At 72.0% G+C, this 20,899-nt stretch carries 17 protein-coding genes and 1 tRNA gene; 12 read left to right on the top strand and 6 right to left on the bottom strand.

Annotation, left to right across the window (positions count from 1 at the left end; all coding sequences use genetic code 11):
• Positions 1 to 47 precede the first annotated feature (47 nt).
• Positions 48 to 121 (bottom strand) — tRNA-Leu (locus tag Q6349_RS10335).
• Between the two features lie 178 nt (positions 122 to 299).
• Between Q6349_RS10335 and Q6349_RS10330 the strand changes: the two genes are divergently transcribed.
• Positions 300 to 929 (top strand): ANTAR domain-containing response regulator, encoded by a 630-nt coding sequence (locus tag Q6349_RS10330; protein ID WP_246246285.1) that lies wholly within the window; start codon positions 300 to 302, stop codon positions 927 to 929.
• Positions 930 to 1,035: 106 nt separating this feature from the next.
• On the top strand, positions 1,036 to 1,734 hold the full coding sequence (locus Q6349_RS10325) for a GNAT family N-acetyltransferase (RefSeq protein WP_304604019.1): 699 nt from the start codon (positions 1,036 to 1,038) through the stop codon (positions 1,732 to 1,734).
• A 1-nt stretch (position 1,735) separates the two neighbouring features.
• On the opposite strand, the gene Q6349_RS10320 is transcribed toward Q6349_RS10325, so the two are convergent.
• Positions 1,736 to 2,155, bottom strand: a complete 420-nt coding sequence (locus tag Q6349_RS10320; protein ID WP_304604018.1) for a PaaI family thioesterase — start codon at positions 2,153 to 2,155, stop codon at positions 1,736 to 1,738.
• Here Q6349_RS10320 and polA point away from each other — a divergent pair.
• Positions 2,154 to 4,871 (top strand): DNA polymerase I, encoded by a 2,718-nt coding sequence (gene polA, locus Q6349_RS10315; protein WP_304604017.1) that lies wholly within the window; start codon positions 2,154 to 2,156, stop codon positions 4,869 to 4,871. The genes Q6349_RS10320 and polA overlap by 2 nt on opposite strands.
• Positions 4,872 to 4,899: 28 nt before the next feature.
• On the opposite strand, the gene Q6349_RS10310 is transcribed toward polA, so the two are convergent.
• A complete protein-coding gene (locus Q6349_RS10310; RefSeq protein ID WP_370375384.1) occupies positions 4,900 to 5,688 on the bottom strand; it encodes a class I SAM-dependent methyltransferase in 789 nt (262 codons plus the stop codon).
• Between the two features lie 87 nt (positions 5,689 to 5,775).
• On the opposite strand from Q6349_RS10310, the gene Q6349_RS10305 reads away from it, so the two are divergent.
• Positions 5,776 to 6,801 (top strand): 6-phosphofructokinase, encoded by a 1,026-nt coding sequence (locus Q6349_RS10305; protein WP_171245682.1) that lies wholly within the window; start codon positions 5,776 to 5,778, stop codon positions 6,799 to 6,801.
• A 233-nt stretch (positions 6,802 to 7,034) separates the two neighbouring features.
• On the top strand, positions 7,035 to 8,519 hold the full coding sequence (rpsA, locus tag Q6349_RS10300) for a 30S ribosomal protein S1 (protein WP_304604015.1): 1,485 nt from the start codon (positions 7,035 to 7,037) through the stop codon (positions 8,517 to 8,519).
• Between the two features lie 160 nt (positions 8,520 to 8,679).
• On the opposite strand, the gene Q6349_RS10295 is transcribed toward rpsA, so the two are convergent.
• A complete protein-coding gene (locus tag Q6349_RS10295; RefSeq protein ID WP_304604014.1) occupies positions 8,680 to 10,599 on the bottom strand; it encodes an ABC transporter ATP-binding protein in 1,920 nt (639 codons plus the stop codon).
• Between the two features lie 35 nt (positions 10,600 to 10,634).
• Between Q6349_RS10295 and coaE the strand changes: the two genes are divergently transcribed.
• The 5 genes from coaE to Q6349_RS10270 all read left to right on the top strand — a co-directional run bounded on the left by coaE (position 10,635) and on the right by Q6349_RS10270 (position 16,303).
• Complete coding sequence (coaE, locus tag Q6349_RS10290; protein ID WP_304604013.1) at positions 10,635 to 11,270, top strand: dephospho-CoA kinase; 636 nt, start codon at positions 10,635 to 10,637, stop codon at positions 11,268 to 11,270.
• A gap of 43 nt (positions 11,271 to 11,313) precedes the next feature.
• Positions 11,314 to 11,946: a pyroglutamyl-peptidase I gene (locus Q6349_RS10285; RefSeq protein WP_304604012.1), complete on the top strand. Its 633-nt coding sequence runs from the start codon at positions 11,314 to 11,316 to the stop codon at positions 11,944 to 11,946.
• 45 nt (positions 11,947 to 11,991) lie between these two features.
• Positions 11,992 to 14,103, top strand: coding sequence for an excinuclease ABC subunit UvrB (gene uvrB / locus Q6349_RS10280; RefSeq protein ID WP_304604011.1), 2,112 nt, complete (start codon positions 11,992 to 11,994; stop codon positions 14,101 to 14,103).
• 188 nt (positions 14,104 to 14,291) lie between these two features.
• On the top strand, positions 14,292 to 15,293 hold the full coding sequence (locus tag Q6349_RS10275) for a TerC family protein (protein WP_304604010.1): 1,002 nt from the start codon (positions 14,292 to 14,294) through the stop codon (positions 15,291 to 15,293).
• A complete protein-coding gene (locus Q6349_RS10270) occupies positions 15,290 to 16,303 on the top strand; it encodes a TerC family protein (RefSeq protein ID WP_370375612.1) in 1,014 nt (337 codons plus the stop codon). Before Q6349_RS10275 ends, Q6349_RS10270 begins: the two co-directional genes overlap by 4 nt.
• Positions 16,304 to 16,341: 38 nt before the next feature.
• On the opposite strand, the gene Q6349_RS10265 is transcribed toward Q6349_RS10270, so the two are convergent.
• On the bottom strand, positions 16,342 to 16,635 hold the full coding sequence (locus Q6349_RS10265; RefSeq protein WP_304604009.1) for a YciI family protein: 294 nt from the start codon (positions 16,633 to 16,635) through the stop codon (positions 16,342 to 16,344).
• Positions 16,636 to 16,688: 53 nt separating this feature from the next.
• Positions 16,689 to 17,318: an MBL fold metallo-hydrolase gene (locus tag Q6349_RS10260; RefSeq protein ID WP_304604008.1), complete on the bottom strand. Its 630-nt coding sequence runs from the start codon at positions 17,316 to 17,318 to the stop codon at positions 16,689 to 16,691.
• Positions 17,319 to 17,400: 82 nt separating this feature from the next.
• On the opposite strand from Q6349_RS10260, the gene uvrA reads away from it, so the two are divergent.
• Both uvrA and Q6349_RS10250 read left to right on the top strand, forming a co-directional pair.
• Entirely contained in the window at positions 17,401 to 20,349 is a 2,949-nt protein-coding gene (uvrA, locus tag Q6349_RS10255) for an excinuclease ABC subunit UvrA (protein WP_304604007.1), read from the top strand.
• A 17-nt stretch (positions 20,350 to 20,366) separates the two neighbouring features.
• Positions 20,367 to 20,876: an OsmC family protein gene (locus Q6349_RS10250; protein ID WP_171245692.1), complete on the top strand. Its 510-nt coding sequence runs from the start codon at positions 20,367 to 20,369 to the stop codon at positions 20,874 to 20,876.
• Positions 20,877 to 20,899 lie beyond the last annotated feature (23 nt).

Genomic DNA, 20,899 nt, shown 5'->3' with positions numbered 1-20,899 from the left:
AGACGACGAGGGGCCCGGACCGCAGCCGCGGTCCGGGCCCTTTCGTGTGCCCCGGGTGGGATTCGAACCCACACTGGATCGGGTTTGAGCCGAACGCCTCTGCCGGTTGGGCTACCGGGGCGTGGAGGCTGCGCACCATCGAACCACACCGGCACGCACCGGCCCAATCCGCCCGGCGGTGACCGGGCCCGTGCGCACGGTCACACGTGGCGTCCGTCCCACGGGGTGCACGACCAGCGGCCCGGGGGATTACGATGTTCCCTGTGACCGACGAGAAGCTGCCGCTCGACCTGCCCCCGATGATCGACCAGGAGTCCGCCGCGTCGCCGGAGCAGGCGCCCGCCACGGGCAAGCCCGCGCGCCGTGCCGTCGTGGCCGAGGACGAGGCCCTCATCCGCATGGACGTCGTCGAGACGCTCCGGGAGGCCGGCTTCGACGTGGTCGGGGAGGCCGGCGACGGCGAGACGGCCGTCAACCTGGCGACCGAGCTCAAGCCCGACGTCGTGGTGATGGACGTCAAGATGCCCGAGCTGGACGGCATCTCCGCCGCGGAGCGCATCGGCAAGGCCCACGCCGCACCTGTCGTGCTGCTCACCGCCTTCTCCCAGACCGAGCTCGTCGAGCGCGCGCGTGACGCCGGCGCGATGGCCTACGTCGTCAAGCCGTTCACCCCGGCCGACCTGCTGCCCGCGGTCGAGATCGCGATCTCCCGCTACCAGCAGATCGGGGCGCTGGAGGCCGAGGTCGCCGACCTCCAGGACCGCTTCGAGACCCGCAAGCGGGTGGACCGGGCGAAGGGCCTGCTGATGACCAAGATGGGCCTGAGCGAGCCGGAGTCGTTCCGCTGGATCCAGAAGACGTCGATGGACCGTCGCCTGACCATGCGTGAGGTCGCCGACGCGGTGATCGACCAGGTCGGCGCCTCCTGAGCGTCGTTTGTGCAACTCCCCGGTGACGACTATCGTCACTGGGGAGTTGTGACGTTTCCGTGACCTCCCGGGCGTGGAGGTCGCCTCGAGTCGGGAGGGAGTTCCGATGCGTCGAGCGATCGAGGTCCGGTCCGCCGACGAGGACGACCTGTGGGTCGTGGCGGAGATGGCCGCCACGCACGGGCCGGAGACGCCGAACGGCGCCGGTGCCGACCCCCGACGCGCGCGCGAGCACCTGAGCGTGTTCGTCAGCGCCGGCGGAGAGGTGCTGGTCGCGCACAGCGAGCGCGGCGTCGTCGGGTTCCTGCTGGCCCGCCCGCTCGCCCCCCAGCTCTACGCGACGTCCCCCAGCCTGTACATCGACGCGATCCTCGTCGACCCGGGGGCCCGCCGGCAGGGCGTGGGGCGCGCGCTGCTCTCCGCGGCCCTGCGCCGGGCGACCGACGACGGCGCGGAGTACGTCTACTGCGCACCGGCCCCGGGCGCCCGGGAGGTGCAGCGCTTCCTGGCGCGGGTCGGCTTCGCCCCCGCGGCCGGGCACCGGGTCGTCTCCGTGGCGGCGCTGGCCCGGTGGCTCGGGCAGGAGCCGGCCGCCGGACCGACCCCGGCCCTGCGCCGTGACGGGGCGCGCACCCGGCGCGATGCGACCCGTGCCGCCATCGAGGACCTCGTCGCCCGGCGGCGCCGTGCGCGCGAGGCCGGCCTGCCGACCGGGCCTCTGGACCTCAGCGCCGTCCAGGAGCATCGCTCGACCGCGCCGAGCGGCCCCGGCGGTGCCGTCGGCCCCACCTCGCACGTCTCCTGACTCAGGCGTCGAGCACCAGGCACGTGAGGCGCGCGCTGGCCACCCGACGGCCGTCGTCGTCGGTGATCTCGATCTCGTAGGACGCCGTCGAGCGCCCGAGGTGGACCGCGGTCGCGACCGCGTGCACCGTCCCGGCACGCACGCCCCGGTGGTGGGTGATGTTCAGCTCCGTGCCCACCGCCGCGCGCCCGGGGCCTGCGTGCATCTGCGCGGCGACGGAGCCGAGGGTCTCGGCCAGGGTGGCCGTCGCGCCACCGTGCAGGAGCCCCGCCGGCTGGGTGTTGCCCGCCACGGGCATGCTGGCCGACGCGCCCTCGGCGCCCACCTCCAGCAGCTCGATGCCGGTGCGCTCGATCAGCGTCCCGTGTGCGGCCCCGCGCCAGCCGGCCAGGTCCTGCGGGAAGGAATCTCTGTCAGACATGGCAGATAGATTGGCACCCGTGACGACCTCAGCGCGAACCGCCGGCCGCCCCCGTCTGCTCCTCGTCGACGGGCACTCGATGGCCTACCGGGCCTTCTACGCCCTGCCGGACACCCTGGCCACGACGAGCGGACAGGTCACGAACGCCGTCTACGGCTTCACCTCGATGCTCACGAACCTCCTGCGCGACGAGGAACCGACGCACGTGGCCGTCGCCTTCGACGCGGGCCGCGTGACGTTCCGCACCGAGCGGTTCACCGAGTACAAGGCGCAGCGCGAGGCCACTCCCGAGGTCTTCCGCGGTCAGGTGCCGCTGATCCGGGAGGTGCTCGAGTCGCTGCGCATCCCGGCGCTGCAGCGCGAGGGCATCGAGGCGGACGACATCCTGGCGACCCTGGCGCGCCGCGGCACGGAGCAGGGGATGGAGGTGCTCGTCTGCTCCGGGGACCGCGACACGCTGCAGCTCGTCACCGAGGACGTCACCGTGCTCTACCCGAAGAAGGGGGTCTCGGAGCTGGCGCGGATGACGCCGGAGGCGGTCGAGGCCAAGTACAAGGTGCCACCGCAGCGCTACCCCGACCTGGCGGCGCTCGTCGGGGAGACCAGCGACAACCTCCCCGGCATCCCGGGCGTCGGGCCCGGCGTCGCGGCGAAGTGGATCACCGAGTTCGGTGACCTGGACTCCCTGCTCGAGCGGCGCGACGAGGTCGGCGGCAAGCGGGGCGACGCTCTGCGGGAGCACGTCGACCAGGTCCGGCTGAACCGCGAGCTCAACGCGCTGCTGACCGACGTCGACCTCCCGCTCGGCATCGACGACCTGGCGGTGGCGGGTTTCGACCGCGAGGCGGTGCACCGTGTGTCCGACACCCTCGAGTTCGGCGCGCTGCGCGACCGTCTCCTGGCCGTCGACCCCGCCGGGGAGGACGCGAGCGCGTCACCGGCAGCGGGGATCCAGGTCGACCGGCACGTCGGTGCGCTGGCGGACTGGTTGGCGGGGCGCTCGGAGCAGCTCCTCGGGATCGACGTCACCGGCGTCCGGCGCCCCGGCGCCGGCGACGCCTGGCAGGTCGCGCTCGGCACCGCCGGCACCGACGGGCACGCCGAGGCCGTCGTGCTCGACCTGGCGGAGATCGACGCGGCCGACGAGCAGGCGCTGCTCGCGTGGCTGGCCGACCCCGGGGCCCCGAAGGCCGTGCACGGGGCCAAGGCGGCCTGGCACATGCTCTCCTCGCGGGGCGCGGACCTCGTCGGTGTCCAGGTGGACACCGAGCTCGCGGCGTACCTGTGCTACCCCGACCAGCGCGGCTACGACCTGGGCGACCTCGTCGTCCGGCACCTGGGTCGCGAGCTCGCCGTCGACGAGGGCGGTGCCCAGGGGGCGCTGGACCTGGACCTGGAGGCGGGGCCGCCCGGGGCCGACGCCGCCGCGCGCGCCGTCGCCGTCGTGGACCTCGCGGCAGCGCTGGGGGAGCGGCTCGTCGACCGCGGGGCGCGGGGCCTCCTCGACGACGTCGAGCTGCCGCTGTCCGCGGTGCTCGCGCGGATGGAGGCGACGGGGATCGCGGCGGACACGACCTTCCTCACCGAGCTCGAGCAGCTCTTCGCCGACCGGGTGGAGGCCTCGGCCGCCGAGGCGTACGACGTCATCGGCCGGGAGGTGAACCTCGGCAGCCCGAAGCAGCTCCAGGAGGTGCTCTTCGACCAGCTCGGCATGCCGAAGACGAAGAAGATCAAGACCGGGTACACCACGGACGCGGCGTCCCTGCAGGACCTCTTCGCCAAGACCGAGCACCCCTTCCTCGCGCACCTGCTCGCGCACCGTGACGCGGCGAGGCTGCGCACGACGGTCGAGGGCCTGCTCAAGGCGGTGCACCCCGACGGGCGTATCCGGACCACGTTCCAGCAGACCATCGCCGCGACCGGGCGCCTCAGCTCGACCGACCCGAACCTGCAGAACATCCCGATCCGCACCGAGGCCGGACGGCGCATCCGGCGCGCGTTCACCGTCGGCGAGGGGTACGCCGAGCTCGTCACCGCCGACTACAGCCAGATCGAGATGCGGATCATGGCGCACCTGTCCGGCGACGAGGGGCTCATCGAGGCGTTCCGCACCGGTGAGGACCTGCACCGGTACGTCGGCTCGCGGGTCTTCGACGTCGCGCCGGAGGACGTGTCGCCCGAGATGCGCGCCAAGGTCAAGGCGATGAGCTACGGGCTCGCGTACGGGCTCAGCGCGTTCGGCCTGTCCCAGCAGCTGACCGTCCCCGCCGCCGAGGCGCAGGCGCTGATGGACGACTACTTCACCCGCTTCGGCGGGGTGCGCGACTACCTCACCGGGGTCGTCGACGAGGCCCGGGCCACCGGCTACACCGCCACGATCCTCGGGCGCCGCCGCTACCTGCCGGACCTGACCAGCGACAACCGCCAGCGGCGGCAGATGGCCGAGCGGATGGCGCTCAACGCCCCGATCCAGGGCAGCGCCGCCGACATCATCAAGCTCGCGATGCTCGGGGTCCAGCGCGAGCTCGACGAGAAGGAGCTGCGGTCCCGGCTGCTGCTGCAGGTCCACGACGAGCTCGTCGTCGAGGTCGCCGCGGGGGAGCGGGAGGTCGTCGAGGACGTGCTGCGCCGCCAGATGTGCGGTGCCGTCGAGCTCGACGTCCCGCTCGACGTCTCGGTCGGCTCCGGCCAGACGTGGCACGACGCGGCCCACTGACCCGGCGCGCCGCCCGGGACGGGTCGGCTCAGTCCTTCGTCGTGACGAACACGGCGGTGCCGGGCAGGTAGTGACCGCGCTCGGGGCCCCACCCGCCCCAGGACGCCGTGTTCCACGCCGGCCACTCCGGCTCCACGACGTCCCGCAGGCGCAGCCCGGCCGCCGCGACGTCGCGGACGTGGTCCCCGAGGGTGCGGTGGTACTCGACGTAGACGACGTGGCCGCCGTCGGTCTCGACGTACGGTCGGCGGTCGAAGTAGGAGCGGTGCGCCGTCAGGCCCGCGAGCGTGGGGTCGTCCGGGAAGGCCCAGCGCACCGGGTGTGTGACGGAGAAGACCCACCGGCCGCCGGCGCGCAGCACCCGTGCCGCCTCGGCGTGCACGCGGTGGGCGTCCGGGACGAACGGGATCGCCCCGAACGACGTGAACACGACGTCGAACGTCCCGTCGGCGAAGGGCAGGTCCCGCGCGTCGGCCTCGACCAGCGGTACCGGGGTGCCGCTGCGCCGCGAGATCCGGGCCGCCGCCTCCAGCATCGCCGGGGCGACGTCGGTGGCGACCACGTCCGCGCCGCGGGCGGCGAGCCATCGCGAGCAGTGCGCCGCCCCGGCGCCGACCTCGAGCACACGGGCCCCCGCGGGAGGCCCGAGCAGCGTGGCCTCGCCCTCCGTCAGGCCCTCGGGACCCCAGCGGAACCCGGCGTCGCCGAGGAAGTCGCCGTGGTCGCCCAGGTACTCCTCGGCGTGGGCGTCCCACCACCGGCGGGCGGCCGTGCCGTCGTCGTCGGTGGGCCGGTATCCGAACCATGGGTCGCTCACGTCCCACATCCTGTCACCCGACACCTCGACGACACACGGTCCGGATAATCTCGAGGTGCCCGCCCCCACGACACCGAGGAGAAGACCGTGCGCGTAGGACTGCTGACCGGAGGCGGGGACGTCCCCGGCCTCAACGCCGTGATCAGGGCCGTGGTCAAGCGGGGCGAGGGCGAGCACGGTCACAGCATCGTGGGCTTCCGCCACGGGTGGCGCGGCCTCGCCGACGGCGACGTGATGCCCCTGACCCGCTCCCACATCCGCAACGTGCTGCCCACCGGCGGCACGCTGCTGGGCACCGCGCGCTACCACCCGCACGCCGACGACGGGGGGCTGGACGCCGTCCGCGCGACGCTGGAGGAGGAGCGGATCGAGGCGTTGATCTGCATCGGCGGCGACGGCACGCTGCACGCGGCGAGCAAGGTCGCCGAGTCCGGGGTCAAGATCGTGGCCGTGCCCAAGACGATCGACAACGACGTCTGGGGCACGGACCGGTCCATCGGCTTCGACACCGCGGTGAGCATCGCCACCGAGGCGGTCGACAGGATCCACACCACCGCCGAGAGCCACAACCGGGTGATGATCGTCGAGGTCATGGGTCGGCACGCCGGCTGGATCGCCGCGACCGCCGGCATCGCGGGCGGCGCCGAGCTGGTGCTCGCGCCGGAGGAGCCCTTCGACATCGACCGGGTCGTGCGGTTCCTGCAGCACCGGCACCGCGCCCACGCCAGCTTCTCGATCATCGTCGTGGCGGAGGGCGCCGTGCCGATGGAGGGCTCGTCCATGACCTACGAGACCCGGCTCGGTCCCTTCGGGGAGATCGTGGCCGGGGCGATCAGCGAACGGCTCGGTGCCGAGATCGCCGCGCGCACCGGCTTCGACACCCGGGTGACGATCCTGGGTCACGTCCAGCGGGGCGGGACCCCGACGCCGGCGGACCGGATCCTCGGCTCGCGGATGGGTGTCGCGGCGATCGACGCGGTCTCGGCGGGGGAGTCCGGCGTCATGACGGCGCTGCGCGGTGACGACGTCGTGCTGGTCCCGCTGTCGGAGATCGCCGGGAAGGTCAAGCAGGTCCCTGCCGAGATGCTCGAGGTCGCGCGCGCCCTGGCGTGAGCTGGGCGCCGTGGGGGGGTGACGGGACTCTCCGTGCCCGCCGTCTGCCCGGCGTTGACCCCCTCAGGTGGCCCGGATAAGATTGCCGGTGGTGCAGTGCGCCTGAGCGCGTGTGTCGACCCGCTGATCCGGGCCTCGTGACCCGGACGTCGTGACGGGGACGGCGCCGCTGGGGACAGCTGCACCACGACCATGTCCGTACTACGCCCTGTCCGCATCGGAGCTACCACTCAATGACCATCTCCACCACGAAGTCCGCCCCGCAGGTCGCCGTCAACGACATCGGCACCGAAGAGGACTTCCTTGCCGCCGTCGACTCCACCATCAAGTACTTCAACGATGGTGACATCGTCGAAGGCACGATCGTCAAGGTCGACCGCGACGAGGTCCTCCTCGACATCGGCTACAAGACGGAGGGCGTGATCCCGTCTCGTGAGCTGTCCATCAAGCACGACGTGGACCCGGGCGAGGTTGTCGCCGTCGGCGACGCCGTCGAGGCCCTCCTCCTCCAGAAGGAGGACAAGGAAGGCCGTCTGATCCTGTCCAAGAAGCGCGCACAGTACGAGCGCGCCTGGGGCACGATCGAGCAGATCAAGGAGGACGACGGCGTCGTCACCGGCACCGTCATCGAGGTCGTCAAGGGCGGCCTCATCCTCGACATCGGCCTGCGGGGCTTCCTGCCGGCCTCGCTCGTCGAGATGCGTCGCGTCCGCGACCTCGCGCCGTACGTCGGCCGCGAGATCGAGGCCAAGATCATCGAGCTGGACAAGAACCGCAACAACGTGGTCCTGTCCCGCCGCGCCTGGCTCGAGCAGACGCAGTCCGAGGTCCGTTCCACCTTCCTGCAGACGCTGCAGAAGGGTCAGGTGCGCCCGGGTGTCGTCTCCTCGATCGTCAACTTCGGTGCGTTCGTCGACCTCGGTGGGGTCGACGGCCTGGTGCACGTCTCCGAGCTGTCCTGGAAGCACATCGACCACCCGTCCGAGGTCGTCGAGGTCGGCCAGGAGGTCACGGTCGAGGTGCTCGACGTCGACTTCGACCGCGAGCGCGTCTCCCTGTCGCTGAAGGCGACGCAGGAGGACCCGTGGCAGACCTTCGCCCGTACCCACGCCATCGGCCAGGTCGTGCCGGGCAAGGTCACCAAGCTGGTGCCGTTCGGTGCGTTCGTCCGTGTCGAGGACGGCATCGAGGGTCTGGTGCACATCTCCGAGCTGGCGGTCCGCCACGTCGAGCTGCCCGAGCAGGTCGTCCAGGTGGGTGCCGAGGTCTTCGTCAAGGTCATCGACATCGACCTCGAGCGTCGCCGCATCTCGCTGTCGCTCAAGCAGGCCAACGAGGGCATGGACCCGGAGTCCGAGGACTTCGACCCGGCGCTCTACGGCATGGCTGCCGAGTACGACGAGAACGGCGAGTACAAGTACCCCGAGGGCTTCGACCCCGAGACGAACGAGTGGCTCGAGGGCTTCGAGACCCAGCGTGAGGCCTGGGAGGCCGAGTACGCCAAGGCGCACTCCCGCTGGGAGGCGCACCGCGAGCAGGTGCGTGCGGCCCTCTCGGCCGACGCCGACGCCGCGGCCGGCGACGTCGTCTCCGGCGGTTCGTCCTCGTCCTCCTCGTCCTACTCCTCGGCTGCCCCGGCCCCGGAGGAGGACACCGGCGGCACGCTGGCGTCCGACGAGGCTCTCGCCGCGCTGCGCGAGAAGCTGACCGGCAACTGATCCGGCGTCCCGGGAGTCGCACGACCCCCGGGTGCCTGATCGACGGCCCGTCGTCCCCGCTGGGGGACGACGGGCCGTCGCTGTGTTGTGGGCATGAATTCTGCAGTGGGAAAGGTGCGTCCCACTGCAGAATTCATGCCCACAACTGTTGAGGCGACGGTCAGGAGCTCTCGCGGTCCGCGAACTGCGCGCGGTAGACGTCGGCGTAGCGCCCGCCCGCCGCGAGCAGGTCCACGTGCGTGCCCTGCTCGACCACGCGCCCGTCGTCGAGCACGACGATCCGGTCGGCGTGCCGCACCGTCGAGAGCCGGTGGGCGATGACGAGCGCGGTGCGTCCTGCCAGCGCGACGTCGAGCGCGGCCTGGACGGCGGCCTCCGACTCGGTGTCGAGGTGCGCGGTGGCCTCGTCGAGCACGATGACGTCCGGCCCCTTGAGCAGGACCCTCGCGATCGCGAGCCGCTGGCGCTCCCCGCCGGAGAGGCGGTAGCCGCGGTCGCCGACCACGGTCTCCAGACCGTCGGGCATGTCCTCGACGAGGCGCCACAGGTGCGCCGCCCGCAGCGCCTGCTCGAGATCGGCGTCCGAGGCGTCGGGCCGGGCGTAGCGCAGGTTGGCGGCCACGGTGTCGTGGAAGAGGTGCGCCTCCTGCGACACGACGCCCACGGTGCGGCGCAACGAGGCGAACGAGGCCCGGCGCAGGTCCGTCCCCGCGATCCGGATGCTGCCCGAGGTCGGGTCGTACAGCCGGCTGACGAGCTGGGACAGCGTCGTCTTCCCCGCGCCCGACGGACCCACCAGCGCGACCATCGCGCCGGCCGGGACCTCGAACGACACGTCCCGCAGGGTGTCCTCCTCGGGGTCCTTGCGCGCCGCGGCCACCGACTCCAGGGAGGCCAGCGAGACCTCGTCGGCCCGGGGATAGCGGAACGTCACGCCGTCCAGCTCGATGCGTGCGCCCTGCGCACGCACGGACTCGCGCAGGTCCACGGCGTCCGGCGCCTCGGTCAGCGCCGGCCGCAGGTCGAGGACCTCCAGGACCCGCTCGAAGCTCACCAGCGCCGTCATGACGTCGACCTGCACGTTCGACAGCGCCGACAACGGGGCGTACAGCCGGCCGAGGTAGGCCGTCAGCGCCACGAGCGTGCCGACGGTGAGCTCCCCGGCGATCGCCTGCAGCCCGCCGACCCCGTACACCAGGGCGATGGCGACGGAGGCGAGCGTCGTCAGGCCGACCCGGAACCACGTCGCGTAGACGGCGCGGCGGACACCGACGTCGCGCAGCAGCCGGACCTGGTCGGCGTAGGCCGCGGACTCGCGGTCGGGCTCGCCGAACACCTTGGCGAGCTGGGCCCCGGCGACGTTGAAGCGTTCGTTCATCGTCTGCCCGACGTCCGCGTTCAGCTCGTAGGTCGTGCGGGTCAGGGACGCCAGGCGCCGTCCGAACCAGCGCGCCGGCAGCACGAACCCCGGGACCAGGAGCAGCGCGAGCAGGGTCAGCTGCCAGGACATGACGAGCATCGCGGCCAGCGTGAACGCCACCGTGAGCCCGTTGGAGACGACCGACTGCAACGTCGCGGTGAACGCCTGCTGGGCCCCGAGCACGTCGCCGTTGAGACGCTGCACGAGCGCGCCGGTGCGGGCGCGGGCGAAGAACGCGAGCGGCATGCGCTGGACGTGGTCGAACACGGCGGTGCGCAGGTCCACGATGAGGCCCTCGCCGACGACGGCGGCAACCCACCGCTCGGCGAGCGAGAGCCCGGCGCCGGCGAGCGCGAGCCCCACCGTGGCCGCCGCGAGCACGACGACGAGCTGCCGGTCGCCCTCGGCGATCCCGTCGTCGATGATGCGGCGGAACAGCAGCGGCGTGACGGCCCCCGCCGCGGAGCTCAGGGCCAGCAGGGCCACGAGCCCCGCCAGGTGGCGGCGATAGGGGCGGGCGAACGCCAGGATGCGGCGCACCGTCGGCCGGGACAGCCGACGGTCGGTGACCGACCGGTCCTGCAGGAAGGAACGCATCGGGCCGGCGCCGGGGCCCCCGGTCGGTCGCGCCGTGCCCGGGCCGGGTCCGTTCGCACTCATGGCGGGAAGCCTACGGTCCGGGCAGGATGGTCCTCATGTTTCGGATGGGGCTCACAGGAGGGATCGCGGCCGGGAAGTCGGTGGCCGCGCAGCGGCTGGCCGACCTGGGGGCGGTCGTGATCGACCACGACCTGCTGGCGCGCGACGCCGTGGCGCCCGGGTCCGTGGGGCTGGCCGAGGTCGTCGACGTGTTCGGCCCGGGCGTCCTGGCGGCCGACGGATCGCTGGACCGGCCGGCCCTCGGGCGGCTGGTCTTCGCCGACGATGAGAAGCGCCGTCGGCTGGAGGGGATCATCCACCCCGAGGTCCGTCGCCTGGCCGCCGAGCACGAGGCCGCGGCCGGGGCGGCCGACCCGAAGGCGGTCGTCGTGCACGACATCCCGCTGCTGGTCGAGACGGGGCAGTCGGACCGGTTCCACCTGCTGGTGGTGGTGGACACCCCGGCGGAGCAGCGGGTGGCGCGCCTGGTGGAGACGCGCGGGCTGCCCGAGACCGAGGCCCGCGAGCGCGTGGCGGCGCAGGCCGGGGACGGGGAGCGCCGGGCGCAGGCGGACGTGCTCCTGGACGGGACCGGGTCCCCGGACGACCTCCGCCGGCAGGTCGACGAGCTGTGGGCGCGCGTGCGCCAGGAGGTGTCCGAGGAGCTGGAGGCCGAGGAGCTGGGAGGCTGACGTCCGTCACCCGGTAGTCTGCTGCCGGATCGGAGGTGGACGTGTGCGCGTGCTGGTGACGGGTTTCGAGCCGTTCGGCGGTGACGCCGTCAACGAGTCGTGGCAGGCCGTGACGGCGCTGGCCGACGGCTGGCGCGCGGAGCGCGACGGCGCCGAGCTGGTCACGGCGCGGCTCCCGGTGACGTTCACCGACGGGCCCGGCGCCCTGGTCCGGCTGGTGCGCGAGGTCGAGCCGGCCGTGGTGGTGGCCACGGGGCTGGCGGCCGGGACACCGGCCGTGCGTCTGGAGCGCGTCGCGATCAACCTCGTGGACGCGCGGATCCCGGACAACGCCGCCTCGCAGCCGATCGACGAGGCGGTGGTCCCCGGCGGCCCGGCCGCCTACTTCTCGACGCTGCCGATCAAGGCGTCGCTGCGCGCGGCGGAGCGCGTCGAGGTGCCGACGGTCGCCAGCCACACGGCGGGCACGTACGTGTGCAACGCGGTGTTCTACGCCCTGCAGCACGCGGTGGCCGACCGGCCGGAGGTGCGATCCGGGTTCGTGCACGTCCCGCGGGCGGCGCAGCTCGACCCGGCCGCGTCGGCGCGGGTGCTGCGAACCGTCGTCCTCACCGCGGCGGCCGCCGTGCGGGGGCAGCTCTCCGAGCCGCGGGTCGCGGCGGGCGCCGAGCACTGACCCGCGCGGTCGGTCGATGTCGGCAGCGGGCCGTACCGTGGTGCCATGCGACCCGTGACCGACCTGCAGCGGACCGTGGCCCCGTTCGAGGTGGTCTCGGAGTACCGGCCCAGCGGCGACCAGCCCACCGCCATCGCCGAGCTCACCGAACGGATCCGTGCGGGGGAGAAGGACACCGTCCTGCTCGGCGCCACCGGTACCGGCAAGAGCGCCACGACCGCCTGGTTGATCGAGCAGCTCCAGCGTCCGACGCTCATCATGGCGCCCAACAAGACGCTCGCCGCCCAGCTCGCCACCGAGTTCCGCGAGCTGCTGCCGAACAACGCCGTCGAGTACTTCGTCTCGTACTACGACTACTACCAGCCCGAGGCGTACATCGCGCAGACCGACACCTACATCGAGAAGGACTCCTCGATCAACGACGAGGTCGAGCGGCTGCGGCACTCGGCGACGTCGTCGCTGCTGACGCGACGGGACACCGTCGTCGTGGCGTCGGTCTCGTGCATCTACGGGCTGGGCACGCCGCAGGAGTACGTCGACCGCATGGTGCGTCTCGCCGTCGGCGACGTCGTCGACCGTGACGACCTGCTGCGCCAGTTCGTGCAGATGCAGTACACCCGCAACGACATGTCCTTCACCCGCGGCACCTTCCGGGTGCGCGGCGACACCGTGGAGATCATCCCGGTGTACGAGGAGCTCGCCGTACGCATCGAGATGTTCGGCGACGAGATCGAGTCGATCCAGACGCTGCACCCGATCTCCGGCGAGGTGGTCCGGGACGAGCAGAGCATCTACCTGTTCCCCGCGACGCACTACGTCGCCGGTCCGGAACGCATGGAGCGAGCGGTCGCCTCCATCGAGGCCGAGCTCGCCGAGCGGCTCGCCGACCTGGAGAAGCAGAACAAGCTGCTCGAGGCCCAGCGGCTGCGCATGCGCACCACCTACGACATCGAGATGATGCGCTCGATCGGGACGTGCAACGGCATCGAGAACTACTCGCGGCACATCGACGGCCGCGAGGCCGGTTCGCCGCCGAACACGCTGCTCGACTACTTCCCCGAGGACTTCCTGCTCGTCATCGACGAGTCGCACGTGACGGTGCCGCAGATCGGCGCCATGTTCGAGGGCGACATGTCGCGCAAGCGCTCCCTGGTCGACCACGGCTTTCGCCTGCCCAGCGCGACGGACAACCGGCCGCTGCGCTGGGAGGAGTTCGTCGAGCGGATCGGGCAGACGGTCTACCTCTCGGCCACCCCGGGCGACTACGAGCTGTCCATGTCCGACGGCGTCGTGGAGCAGATCATCCGTCCCACCGGGCTCGTCGACCCGGAGGTCCTCGTCAAGCCGACGACCGGCCAGATCGACGACCTGCTCGGCGAGATCCGCGACCGGGTGGACCGCGACGAGCGCGTCCTGGTCACCACCCTGACGAAGAAGATGGCCGAGGACCTCACGGACTACCTCCTCGGCAAGGACGTGCGGGTGCGCTACCTGCACTCCGAGGTGGACACGCTGCGGCGCGTGGAGCTGCTGCGCGAGCTGCGCCTCGGCGAGTACGACGTCCTGGTCGGCATCAACCTGCTGCGCGAGGGCCTCGACCTGCCGGAGGTGTCGCTCGTCGCGATCCTCGACGCCGACAAGGAGGGGTTCCTGCGCTCCGAGCGCTCCCTCATCCAGACCATCGGTCGTGCGGCGCGCAACGTCACCGGCCAGGTGCACATGTACGCGGACAAGGTCACGCCCGCGATGCAGTTCGCCCTGGACGAGACGAACCGCCGGCGGGACAAGCAGCTCGCCTTCAACGCCGAGCACGGCATCGACCCGCAGCCGCTGCGCAAGAAGATCGCCGACGTCACGGACATGCTCGCCCGTGAGGACATCGACACGGCCCAGCTGCTGGCGGGTGGCTACCGCAAGGCGCCGGACCGCGGAGACCGGGGCGGGGCACCCGTGCCGGGTGCGCCGAAGGAGGGTGCGACGTCCGGCAACCGGCTCGCCGGCTTGGCCGCGAACGAGCTCGCCGAGCTCATCCAGGAGCTCAGTGACCAGATGCACACCGCGGCGGGGGAGCTGCAGTTCGAGGTCGCCGCACGCCTGCGTGACGAGATCGGCGGCCTGAAGAAGGAGCTCCGCCAGATGCGCGAGGCCACCGCCTGACGACGGACCCCGGTGGTCGTCACGACGCCGTGCCGTATGCTGGGCGGACCGAGGAGGGGAGTATCTCCCAAGCGGTGAGGTCGTCATCACGGCCGGCTCTGACGCCGGTTCGGCCCGCCCGCCCGTGACGGCTGTCGCCGGGTGAGAGAGACCTCCGGTGCCCCGTCCTACGTACCGGAGGTCAACCCGTGGACGTGCCCGTCTGGGCCTGGATCGTCACCGTCGCTGCGATCCTGGCCATGCTCGCCATCGACTACGTGGGTCACGTGCGCACCCCGCACGCTCCGACGCTGAAGGAGTCGGCCTGGTGGTCGCTGGCCTACGTGGCCGTCGCGCTGCTCTTCGGGGTGGTCGTCCTGGTCGCCTGGGGGCCGACGTACGGCGGGGAGTACTTCGCCGGCTACATCACCGAGAAGTCGCTCAGCGTGGACAACCTGTTCGTGTTCGTGCTGATCATGACCAGCTTCCGGGTGCCGCGTGAGCACCAGCAGCGGGTCCTGCTCATCGGCATCACCATCGCCCTGGTGCTGCGCACGATCTTCATCCTCGCCGGCGCCGCGCTCATCGCGAACTTCGCCTGGATCTTCTACGTCTTCGGTGCCTTCCTCATCTGGACGGCGATCGCGCAGGCCCGCGCGGGGACCGACCACGACGACGAGTACAGCGAGAACGCCGTGCTGCGGCTGACCCGCAAGATCTTCCCGACGACGGACGACTACGTCGAGCACCGGCTGACGACGACGATCGACGGCAAGCGGTACATCACGCCGATGCTCATCGTGATGATCGCGATCGGCAGCGCCGACCTGCTCTTCGCCGTCGACTCCATCCCCGCCATCTTCGGGCTCACCCAGGAGACGTACCTCGTCTTCGCGGCGAACGCCTTCTCCCTGCTGGGTCTGCGCCAGCTCTACTTCCTCGTCGACGGCCTGCTGGACCGCCTGGTCTTCCTCAACTACGGGCTGGCCGCGATCCTCGGCTTCATCGGCGTCAAGCTCGTGATCCACGCGCTGCACACCAACGAGCTGCCGTTCGTCAACGGTGGCGAGCACGTCGAGGCCATCCCCGAGATCCCGACCGCCGTCTCGCTGTCGTTCATCGTGGTGGTCCTGGCGGTCACCACCGTCGCCTCGCTGTACAAGAGTCGCCGTGAGGAGCGGGTGGGTGCGTCGCCGGGCAGCGACGCGTGATCCACGAGCTGCCGGTCTGGTTCGAGGCGGTCTCCCTCGCCCTGATGGGCACGGTGCTGATCGTCGACCTCGCCGTCGTCGCCCGGCGCCCGCACGTGCCCTCGATGCGCGAGTCCGCGGCGTGGGTGACCCTCTACGTCGGCCTGGCCCTGGTCTACGGACTCCTCGTCTGGGTCGTGGGCGGGGCGCAGCCCGCCGGGGAGTTCTACGCCGGCTGGGTCACGGAGTACTCGCTGAGCGTCGACAACCTGTTCGTCTTCGTGCTCATCATGTCCCGGTTCGCGGTGCCCCGGCAGCACCAGCAGCACGTGCTGATGGTCGGCATCATCGTCGCGCTCGTGCTGCGCGGCGCGTTCATCCTCGCCGGTGCCGCGCTGCTGGAGCAGTTCACCTGGCTCTTCTACCTGTTCGGTGCGTTCCTGGTCTACACGGCGGTCAAGCTCGCCGTCGGGGGCGAGGAGGACGAGGAGTTCCGGGAGAACGTCGCCGTCCGCGCGCTGCGCCGGGTGCTGCCGCTGAGCCCGGGCTACGACGGCGCCAAGGTGCGGACCGTCGTCGAGGGGCGCCGGGTGTGGACCCCGATGCTCGTCGTGTTCGTGGCGATCGGGACGACCGACCTGCTCTTCGCCTTCGACTCGATCCCGGCGATCTTCGGCCTCACCCAGGACCCCTTCATCGTGTTCGCCACGAACCTCTTCGCGCTCATGGGGCTGCGCCAGCTCTACTTCCTGCTCGGCGGCCTGCTCGACCGGCTCGTCTACCTCCCGGTCGCCCTGGCCGTGGTCCTGGGGTTCATCGGCGTCAAGCTGGTGCTCGAGGCCCTGCACGCCAACACGGTGCCGTTCATCAACGGTGGCGCGCCGGTGCCGTGGGCGCCCGAGGTGCCCATCTGGCTCTCGCTGGTGGTCATCGTCGGCGCGCTGGCCGTCGCGACCGTGGCCAGCCTGTGGCGCACGCGTCGCCTGGCGACGCTGGCGGCCCGGGAGCGGCTGGAGGCGGAGCAGGACTGACCCGGTACCGGGGAGCGAGGGGACGGCGGCCCCGCAGGTCAGCCCCCGAGGGTCCCGATCACCGGTACCCACTCGCGGACCGTCAGGTTGGTCACGAGGCCGCTGCGGCGGAACGGGTCGTCGTCGAGCAGGGCCGCGGCCGCGGCCGCGTCGTCCGCCGCGACGACGATCAGCGCACCGGCGGCGGCGTCCTCGGTCGCCGGCATCGGGCCGGACACGACCACGGAGCCGGCGTCGTGCAGCGCGCCGAGGAACGCCCGGTGCTCGGGTCGCACGGCGTCGAGGCGCTCGCTGTCGGGGGAGTAGGTGTAGGTCACCACGAAGGTCGGCATGCCCTCATCGAACCAGACCCCGCGGTGCGCGGGCCCCGCGCCGCCGTCTATGGTCACCAGCCGCGCTCGCGCCAGGCGGCCAGGTGGGGCCGTTCGGCGCCCAGGGTCGTGGCCGCACCGTGGCCGGGCAGCACGATCGTCTCGTCGTCGAACGCCGCGAAGACCCGCGTGACGACGTCGTCGAGGAGCTGCGTGAAGCGGGCGGGATCGTGATCGGTGTTGCCGACGCCACCGGGGAAGAGGCTGTCCCCGGTGAACAACCGGGTCGGCCCGCCGGCCCCGTCCAGGGCGAGCGCGACCGACCCGGGGGTGTGGCCCCGCAGGTTCAGCACGCCCAGCTCGAGAGCCCCGACCCGCACCGTGTCGTCGTGGTGGAGCCGCTCGTCGATCGCGACGCCCGTCGCGGCCGTGATCGCGGCGGCGTCGTCGGCGCCGGCCGCGGTGCGCGCCCCCGTCGCGGCGACGACGTCGGCGAGCGCCCCGAGGTGGTCCCGGTGCCGGTGCGTCGTGACCACCGTGTCGAGGCCCCGGCCGTCGAGCAGCTCGAGCAGGGCGGGTGCGTCCGCGGCGGCGTCGACGAGCAGCCGGGAGCCGGTCGCGCGGCAGGTGACGAGGTAGGCGTTGTTGTCCATCGGGCCGACGCTCACCGCGGTGACGTCGGCGCGCTGGTCGCGGGCAGTCATGAGGTCCACTGTGCCAAACCGGCGCCGCAGGGTGACATGGAACATCTGTACGAGTGTCAGCGGCGCGCCGTAGGATGCTGCGGTGAGCAATCACCTCGTCGTCTCCGGTGCCCGTGAGCACAACCTGCGCAACGTCGACCTCGACCTGCCGCGCGACCGGCTCATCGTGTTCACGGGCCTGAGCGGGTCGGGCAAGTCCTCGCTCGCGTTCGACACGATCTTCGCCGAGGGGCAGCGCCGCTACGTCGAGTCCCTGTCGGCCTACGCGCGCCAGTTCCTCGGCCAGATGGACAAGCCCGACGTCGACTTCATCGAGGGCCTCAGCCCGGCGGTGTCCATCGACCAGAAGTCCACCAACCGCAACCCGCGGTCGACCGTCGGGACGATCACGGAGGTCTACGACTACCTCCGGCTGCTCTTCGCCCGGGCCGGCACGCAGCACTGCCCGGTGTGCGACGAGCCGGTCCAGGCCCAGACGCCGCAGCAGATCGTGGACAAGATCCTCGAGCTGCCCGAGGGGACGCGCTACCAGGTGCTGGCGCCGGTCGTCCGCGGCCGCAAGGGCGAGTACACCGAGCTCTTCGGCGAGCTGCAGGCCCAGGGTTTCGCGCGGGCCCGTGTCGACGGCGAGGTCGTGCAGCTCACCACGCCCCCGAGCCTGGAGAAGAACCTCAAGCACGACATCGAGGTGGTCGTCGACCGCCTCGTGGCGCGCGACGGCGTCCAGCGACGCCTGACGGACTCCGTGGAGACCGCGCTCGGCCTGGCCGGCGGCCTCGTCATGATCGAGCTCGTCGACGCGGAGGTGGACGACCTGGACCGCGTCCGCAAGTACTCCGAGAAGCGTGCGTGCCCGAACGACCACCCCCTGAGCCTCGACGAGATCGAGCCGCGGACCTTCTCCTTCAACGCCCCCTACGGCGCCTGCCCGGAGTGCACGGGCATCGGGTTCCGGCTCGAGGTGGACCCCGAGCTGGTCGTCCCGGACCCGGAGAAGACCCTGCGCGAGGGCGCCGTCGTGCCCTGGGCCCAGACGTCGTCGGAGTACTTCGAACGGGTCCTGGCGGCCCTCGCCGAGGAGATGGCCTTCTCCCTGGACGTGCCGTGGCGTGCCCTGCCGCAGCGTGCCCGCACGGCCGTCCTGCACGGGCGCAACCACAAGGTGCACGTGCGGTACCGCAACCGGTGGGGGCGCGAGCGGCAGTACTCGACCGGGTTCGAGGGAGCCGTCACGTTCATCGAACGCCGACACTCCGAGACCGAGTCGGACTGGTCGAAGGAACGCTACGAGGCCTTCATGCGCCAGGTGCCGTGCCCCACGTGCCAGGGGGCCCGTCTCAAGCCGGAGGTGCTGGCCGTCCGGGTGGGCTCCAAGTCGATCTGGGACGTGTCCCGCCTGCCGATCGCGGACGCGAAGGAGTACCTGGACGCCCTCGAGCTGGGCGAGCGCGAGCGGGCCATCGCCGGCGAGGTGCTCAAGGAGATCCACGCCCGGCTCGGGTTCCTGCTCGACGTCGGTCTGCACTACCTCACGCTCGAACGGGCGGCCGGCACGCTCTCCGGCGGCGAGGCGCAACGGATCCGCCTGGCCACCCAGATCGGCTCCGGCCTGGTCGGGGTGCTCTACGTGCTCGACGAGCCGAGCATCGGGCTGCACCAGCGCGACAACCGCCGGCTGATCGACACGCTCACCCGGCTGCGGGACCTGGGCAACACGCTGATCGTGGTGGAGCACGACGAGGACACCATCCGCTCGGCCGACTGGATCGTCGACGTCGGTCCGGGCGCGGGGGAGCACGGTGGTCAGGTCGTGCACTCCGGCGACTACGCCGGTCTGCTGGCGACCGAGGCGTCGATGACGGGCGCCTACCTGTCCGGCCGGCGTTCCATCGCGCTGCCGGCGACGCGCCGTGGTGTCGACCCGGCGCGGCAGCTGACCGTCGTCGGGGCCCGCGAGAACAACCTGCGCGACATCGACGTGAGCTTCCCGCTGGGTGTCTTCACCGCGATCACCGGGGTCTCGGGTTCGGGCAAGTCGACGCTGGTGAACTCGATCCTGCACACGGTGCTGGCGAACGAGCTCAACGGGGCCCGGCAGGTCGCCGGCCGCCACACGCGGGTCACCGGCACCGACGACCTGGACAAGGTCGTGCACGTCGACCAGGGGCCGATCGGCCGCACCCCGCGGTCGAACCCGGCCACCTACACCGGGGTCTGGGACCGGATCCGCAAGATCTTCGCCGAGACCGAGGAGGCCAAGGTCCGCGGGTACGGGCCGGGCCGGTTCTCCTTCAACGTCAAGGGCGGGCGGTGCGAGGCGTGCTCCGGCGACGGGACGCTGAAGATCGAGATGAACTTCCTGCCGGACGTCTACGTCCCGTGCGAGGTCTGCCACGGCGCGCGGTACAACCGCGAGACGCTGGAGGTGCACTTCAAGGGGAAGACGGTCGCGGACGTCCTCGACATGCCGATCGAGGAGGCCGCCGAGTTCTTCGCCGCGTTCCCGGCGATCTCGCGCCACCTGACCACGCTCGTCGAGGTGGGTCTCGGCTACGTGCGGCTGGGCCAGCCGGCGCCCACGCTCTCGGGCGGGGAGGCCCAGCGGGTCAAGCTCGCCAGCGAACTGCAGAAGCGGTCCACGGGGCGCACCGTGTACGTGCTCGACGAGCCGACCACCGGCCTGCACTTCGAGGACATCCGGCGCCTGCTGTCCGTGCTGCAGTCGCTCGTCGACAAGGGCAACACGGTGCTGGTCATCGAGCACAACCTCGACGTCGTCAAGAGCGCGGACTGGATCATCGACATGGGGCCCGAGGGCGGCTCCGGCGGCGGCCTCGTCGTGGCCGAGGGCACGCCGGAGCAGGTCGCCGCGGTCGAGGAGAGCCACACCGGACGCTTCCTCGCGGAGGTGCTCGACGCGCACCCCGACGTCCCGGTCGAACCACCTGCGCAGGTCCCGGCGGCGACCCGGCCCGCCGGTCGGCGACGCAAGACGACCAAGGCGCGCGCGACCAAGCACGACGCCGCCTGAGGCTCTACCGTGTCGCCATGGGAGCCCACCACGAGTACTCCGTGACCGTCCGCTGGCCCGCGACGGGGGTCGAACCCGGCAGTGCTGCCGGGGCGACGACGTCCTACGCCGCCTACACGCGCGACCACGACGTCGCGCTGCCGGGGCGGCCCGTGCTGCCGGGCAGCGCCGATCCCTCGTTCCGGGGCGACCCCGCCCGCTACGGGCCGGAGGACCTGTTCGTGGCGAGCCTGTCGCAGTGCCACATGCTGTGGTTCCTGCACCTGGCGGCCGAACGGGGGGTCGTCGTGCACGAGTACAGCGACGCGGCGACCGGGACGATGCGCGTCGAGTCGCGCGGCGAGGGGCAGTTCACCGACGTGACCCTGCACCCGCGCGTCGTGGCCGCCCCGGGCGGGAGTGCCACCGAGGAGGTCGTCGCGGAGCTGCACCAGCGGGCGCACGCGCTGTGCTTCCTGTCCCGCAGCGTGAACTTCCCGGTGCTGGTCGAGCCGACGCCCCTGCACGTGGTCGACCCCGCGGCCTGAGGGCCGCGTCGGTGCCCTGACCT

This window comes from Isoptericola sp. 178, assembly GCF_030586525.1.
Lineage (GTDB): Bacteria > Actinomycetota > Actinomycetes > Actinomycetales > Cellulomonadaceae > Isoptericola > Isoptericola sediminis.
This window is presented reverse-complemented; position numbering and strand designations above follow the sequence as displayed.

Excerpts from the sequence above, each read along its gene's own strand:
- Q6349_RS10330 (WP_246246285.1), top strand. The coding sequence starts at position 300 with ATGATCGACCAGGAGTCCGCCGCGTCGCCGGAGCAGGCGCCCGCCACG.
- Q6349_RS10325 (WP_304604019.1), top strand. The coding sequence starts at position 1,036 with ATGCGTCGAGCGATCGAGGTCCGGTCCGCCGACGAGGACGACCTGTGG.
- polA (WP_304604017.1), top strand. The coding sequence starts at position 2,154 with ATGGCAGATAGATTGGCACCCGTGACGACCTCAGCGCGAACCGCCGGC.
- Q6349_RS10320 (WP_304604018.1), bottom strand. The coding sequence starts at position 2,155 with ATGTCTGACAGAGATTCCTTCCCGCAGGACCTGGCCGGCTGGCGCGGG.
- rpsA (WP_304604015.1), top strand. The coding sequence starts at position 7,035 with ATGACCATCTCCACCACGAAGTCCGCCCCGCAGGTCGCCGTCAACGAC.
- Q6349_RS10295 (WP_304604014.1), bottom strand. The coding sequence starts at position 10,599 with ATGAGTGCGAACGGACCCGGCCCGGGCACGGCGCGACCGACCGGGGGC.
- coaE (WP_304604013.1), top strand. The coding sequence starts at position 10,635 with ATGTTTCGGATGGGGCTCACAGGAGGGATCGCGGCCGGGAAGTCGGTG.
- uvrB (WP_304604011.1), top strand. The coding sequence starts at position 11,992 with ATGCGACCCGTGACCGACCTGCAGCGGACCGTGGCCCCGTTCGAGGTG.
- Q6349_RS10265 (WP_304604009.1), bottom strand. The coding sequence starts at position 16,635 with ATGCCGACCTTCGTGGTGACCTACACCTACTCCCCCGACAGCGAGCGC.
- Q6349_RS10260 (WP_304604008.1), bottom strand. The coding sequence starts at position 17,318 with ATGACTGCCCGCGACCAGCGCGCCGACGTCACCGCGGTGAGCGTCGGC.
- Q6349_RS10250 (WP_171245692.1), top strand. The coding sequence starts at position 20,367 with ATGGGAGCCCACCACGAGTACTCCGTGACCGTCCGCTGGCCCGCGACG.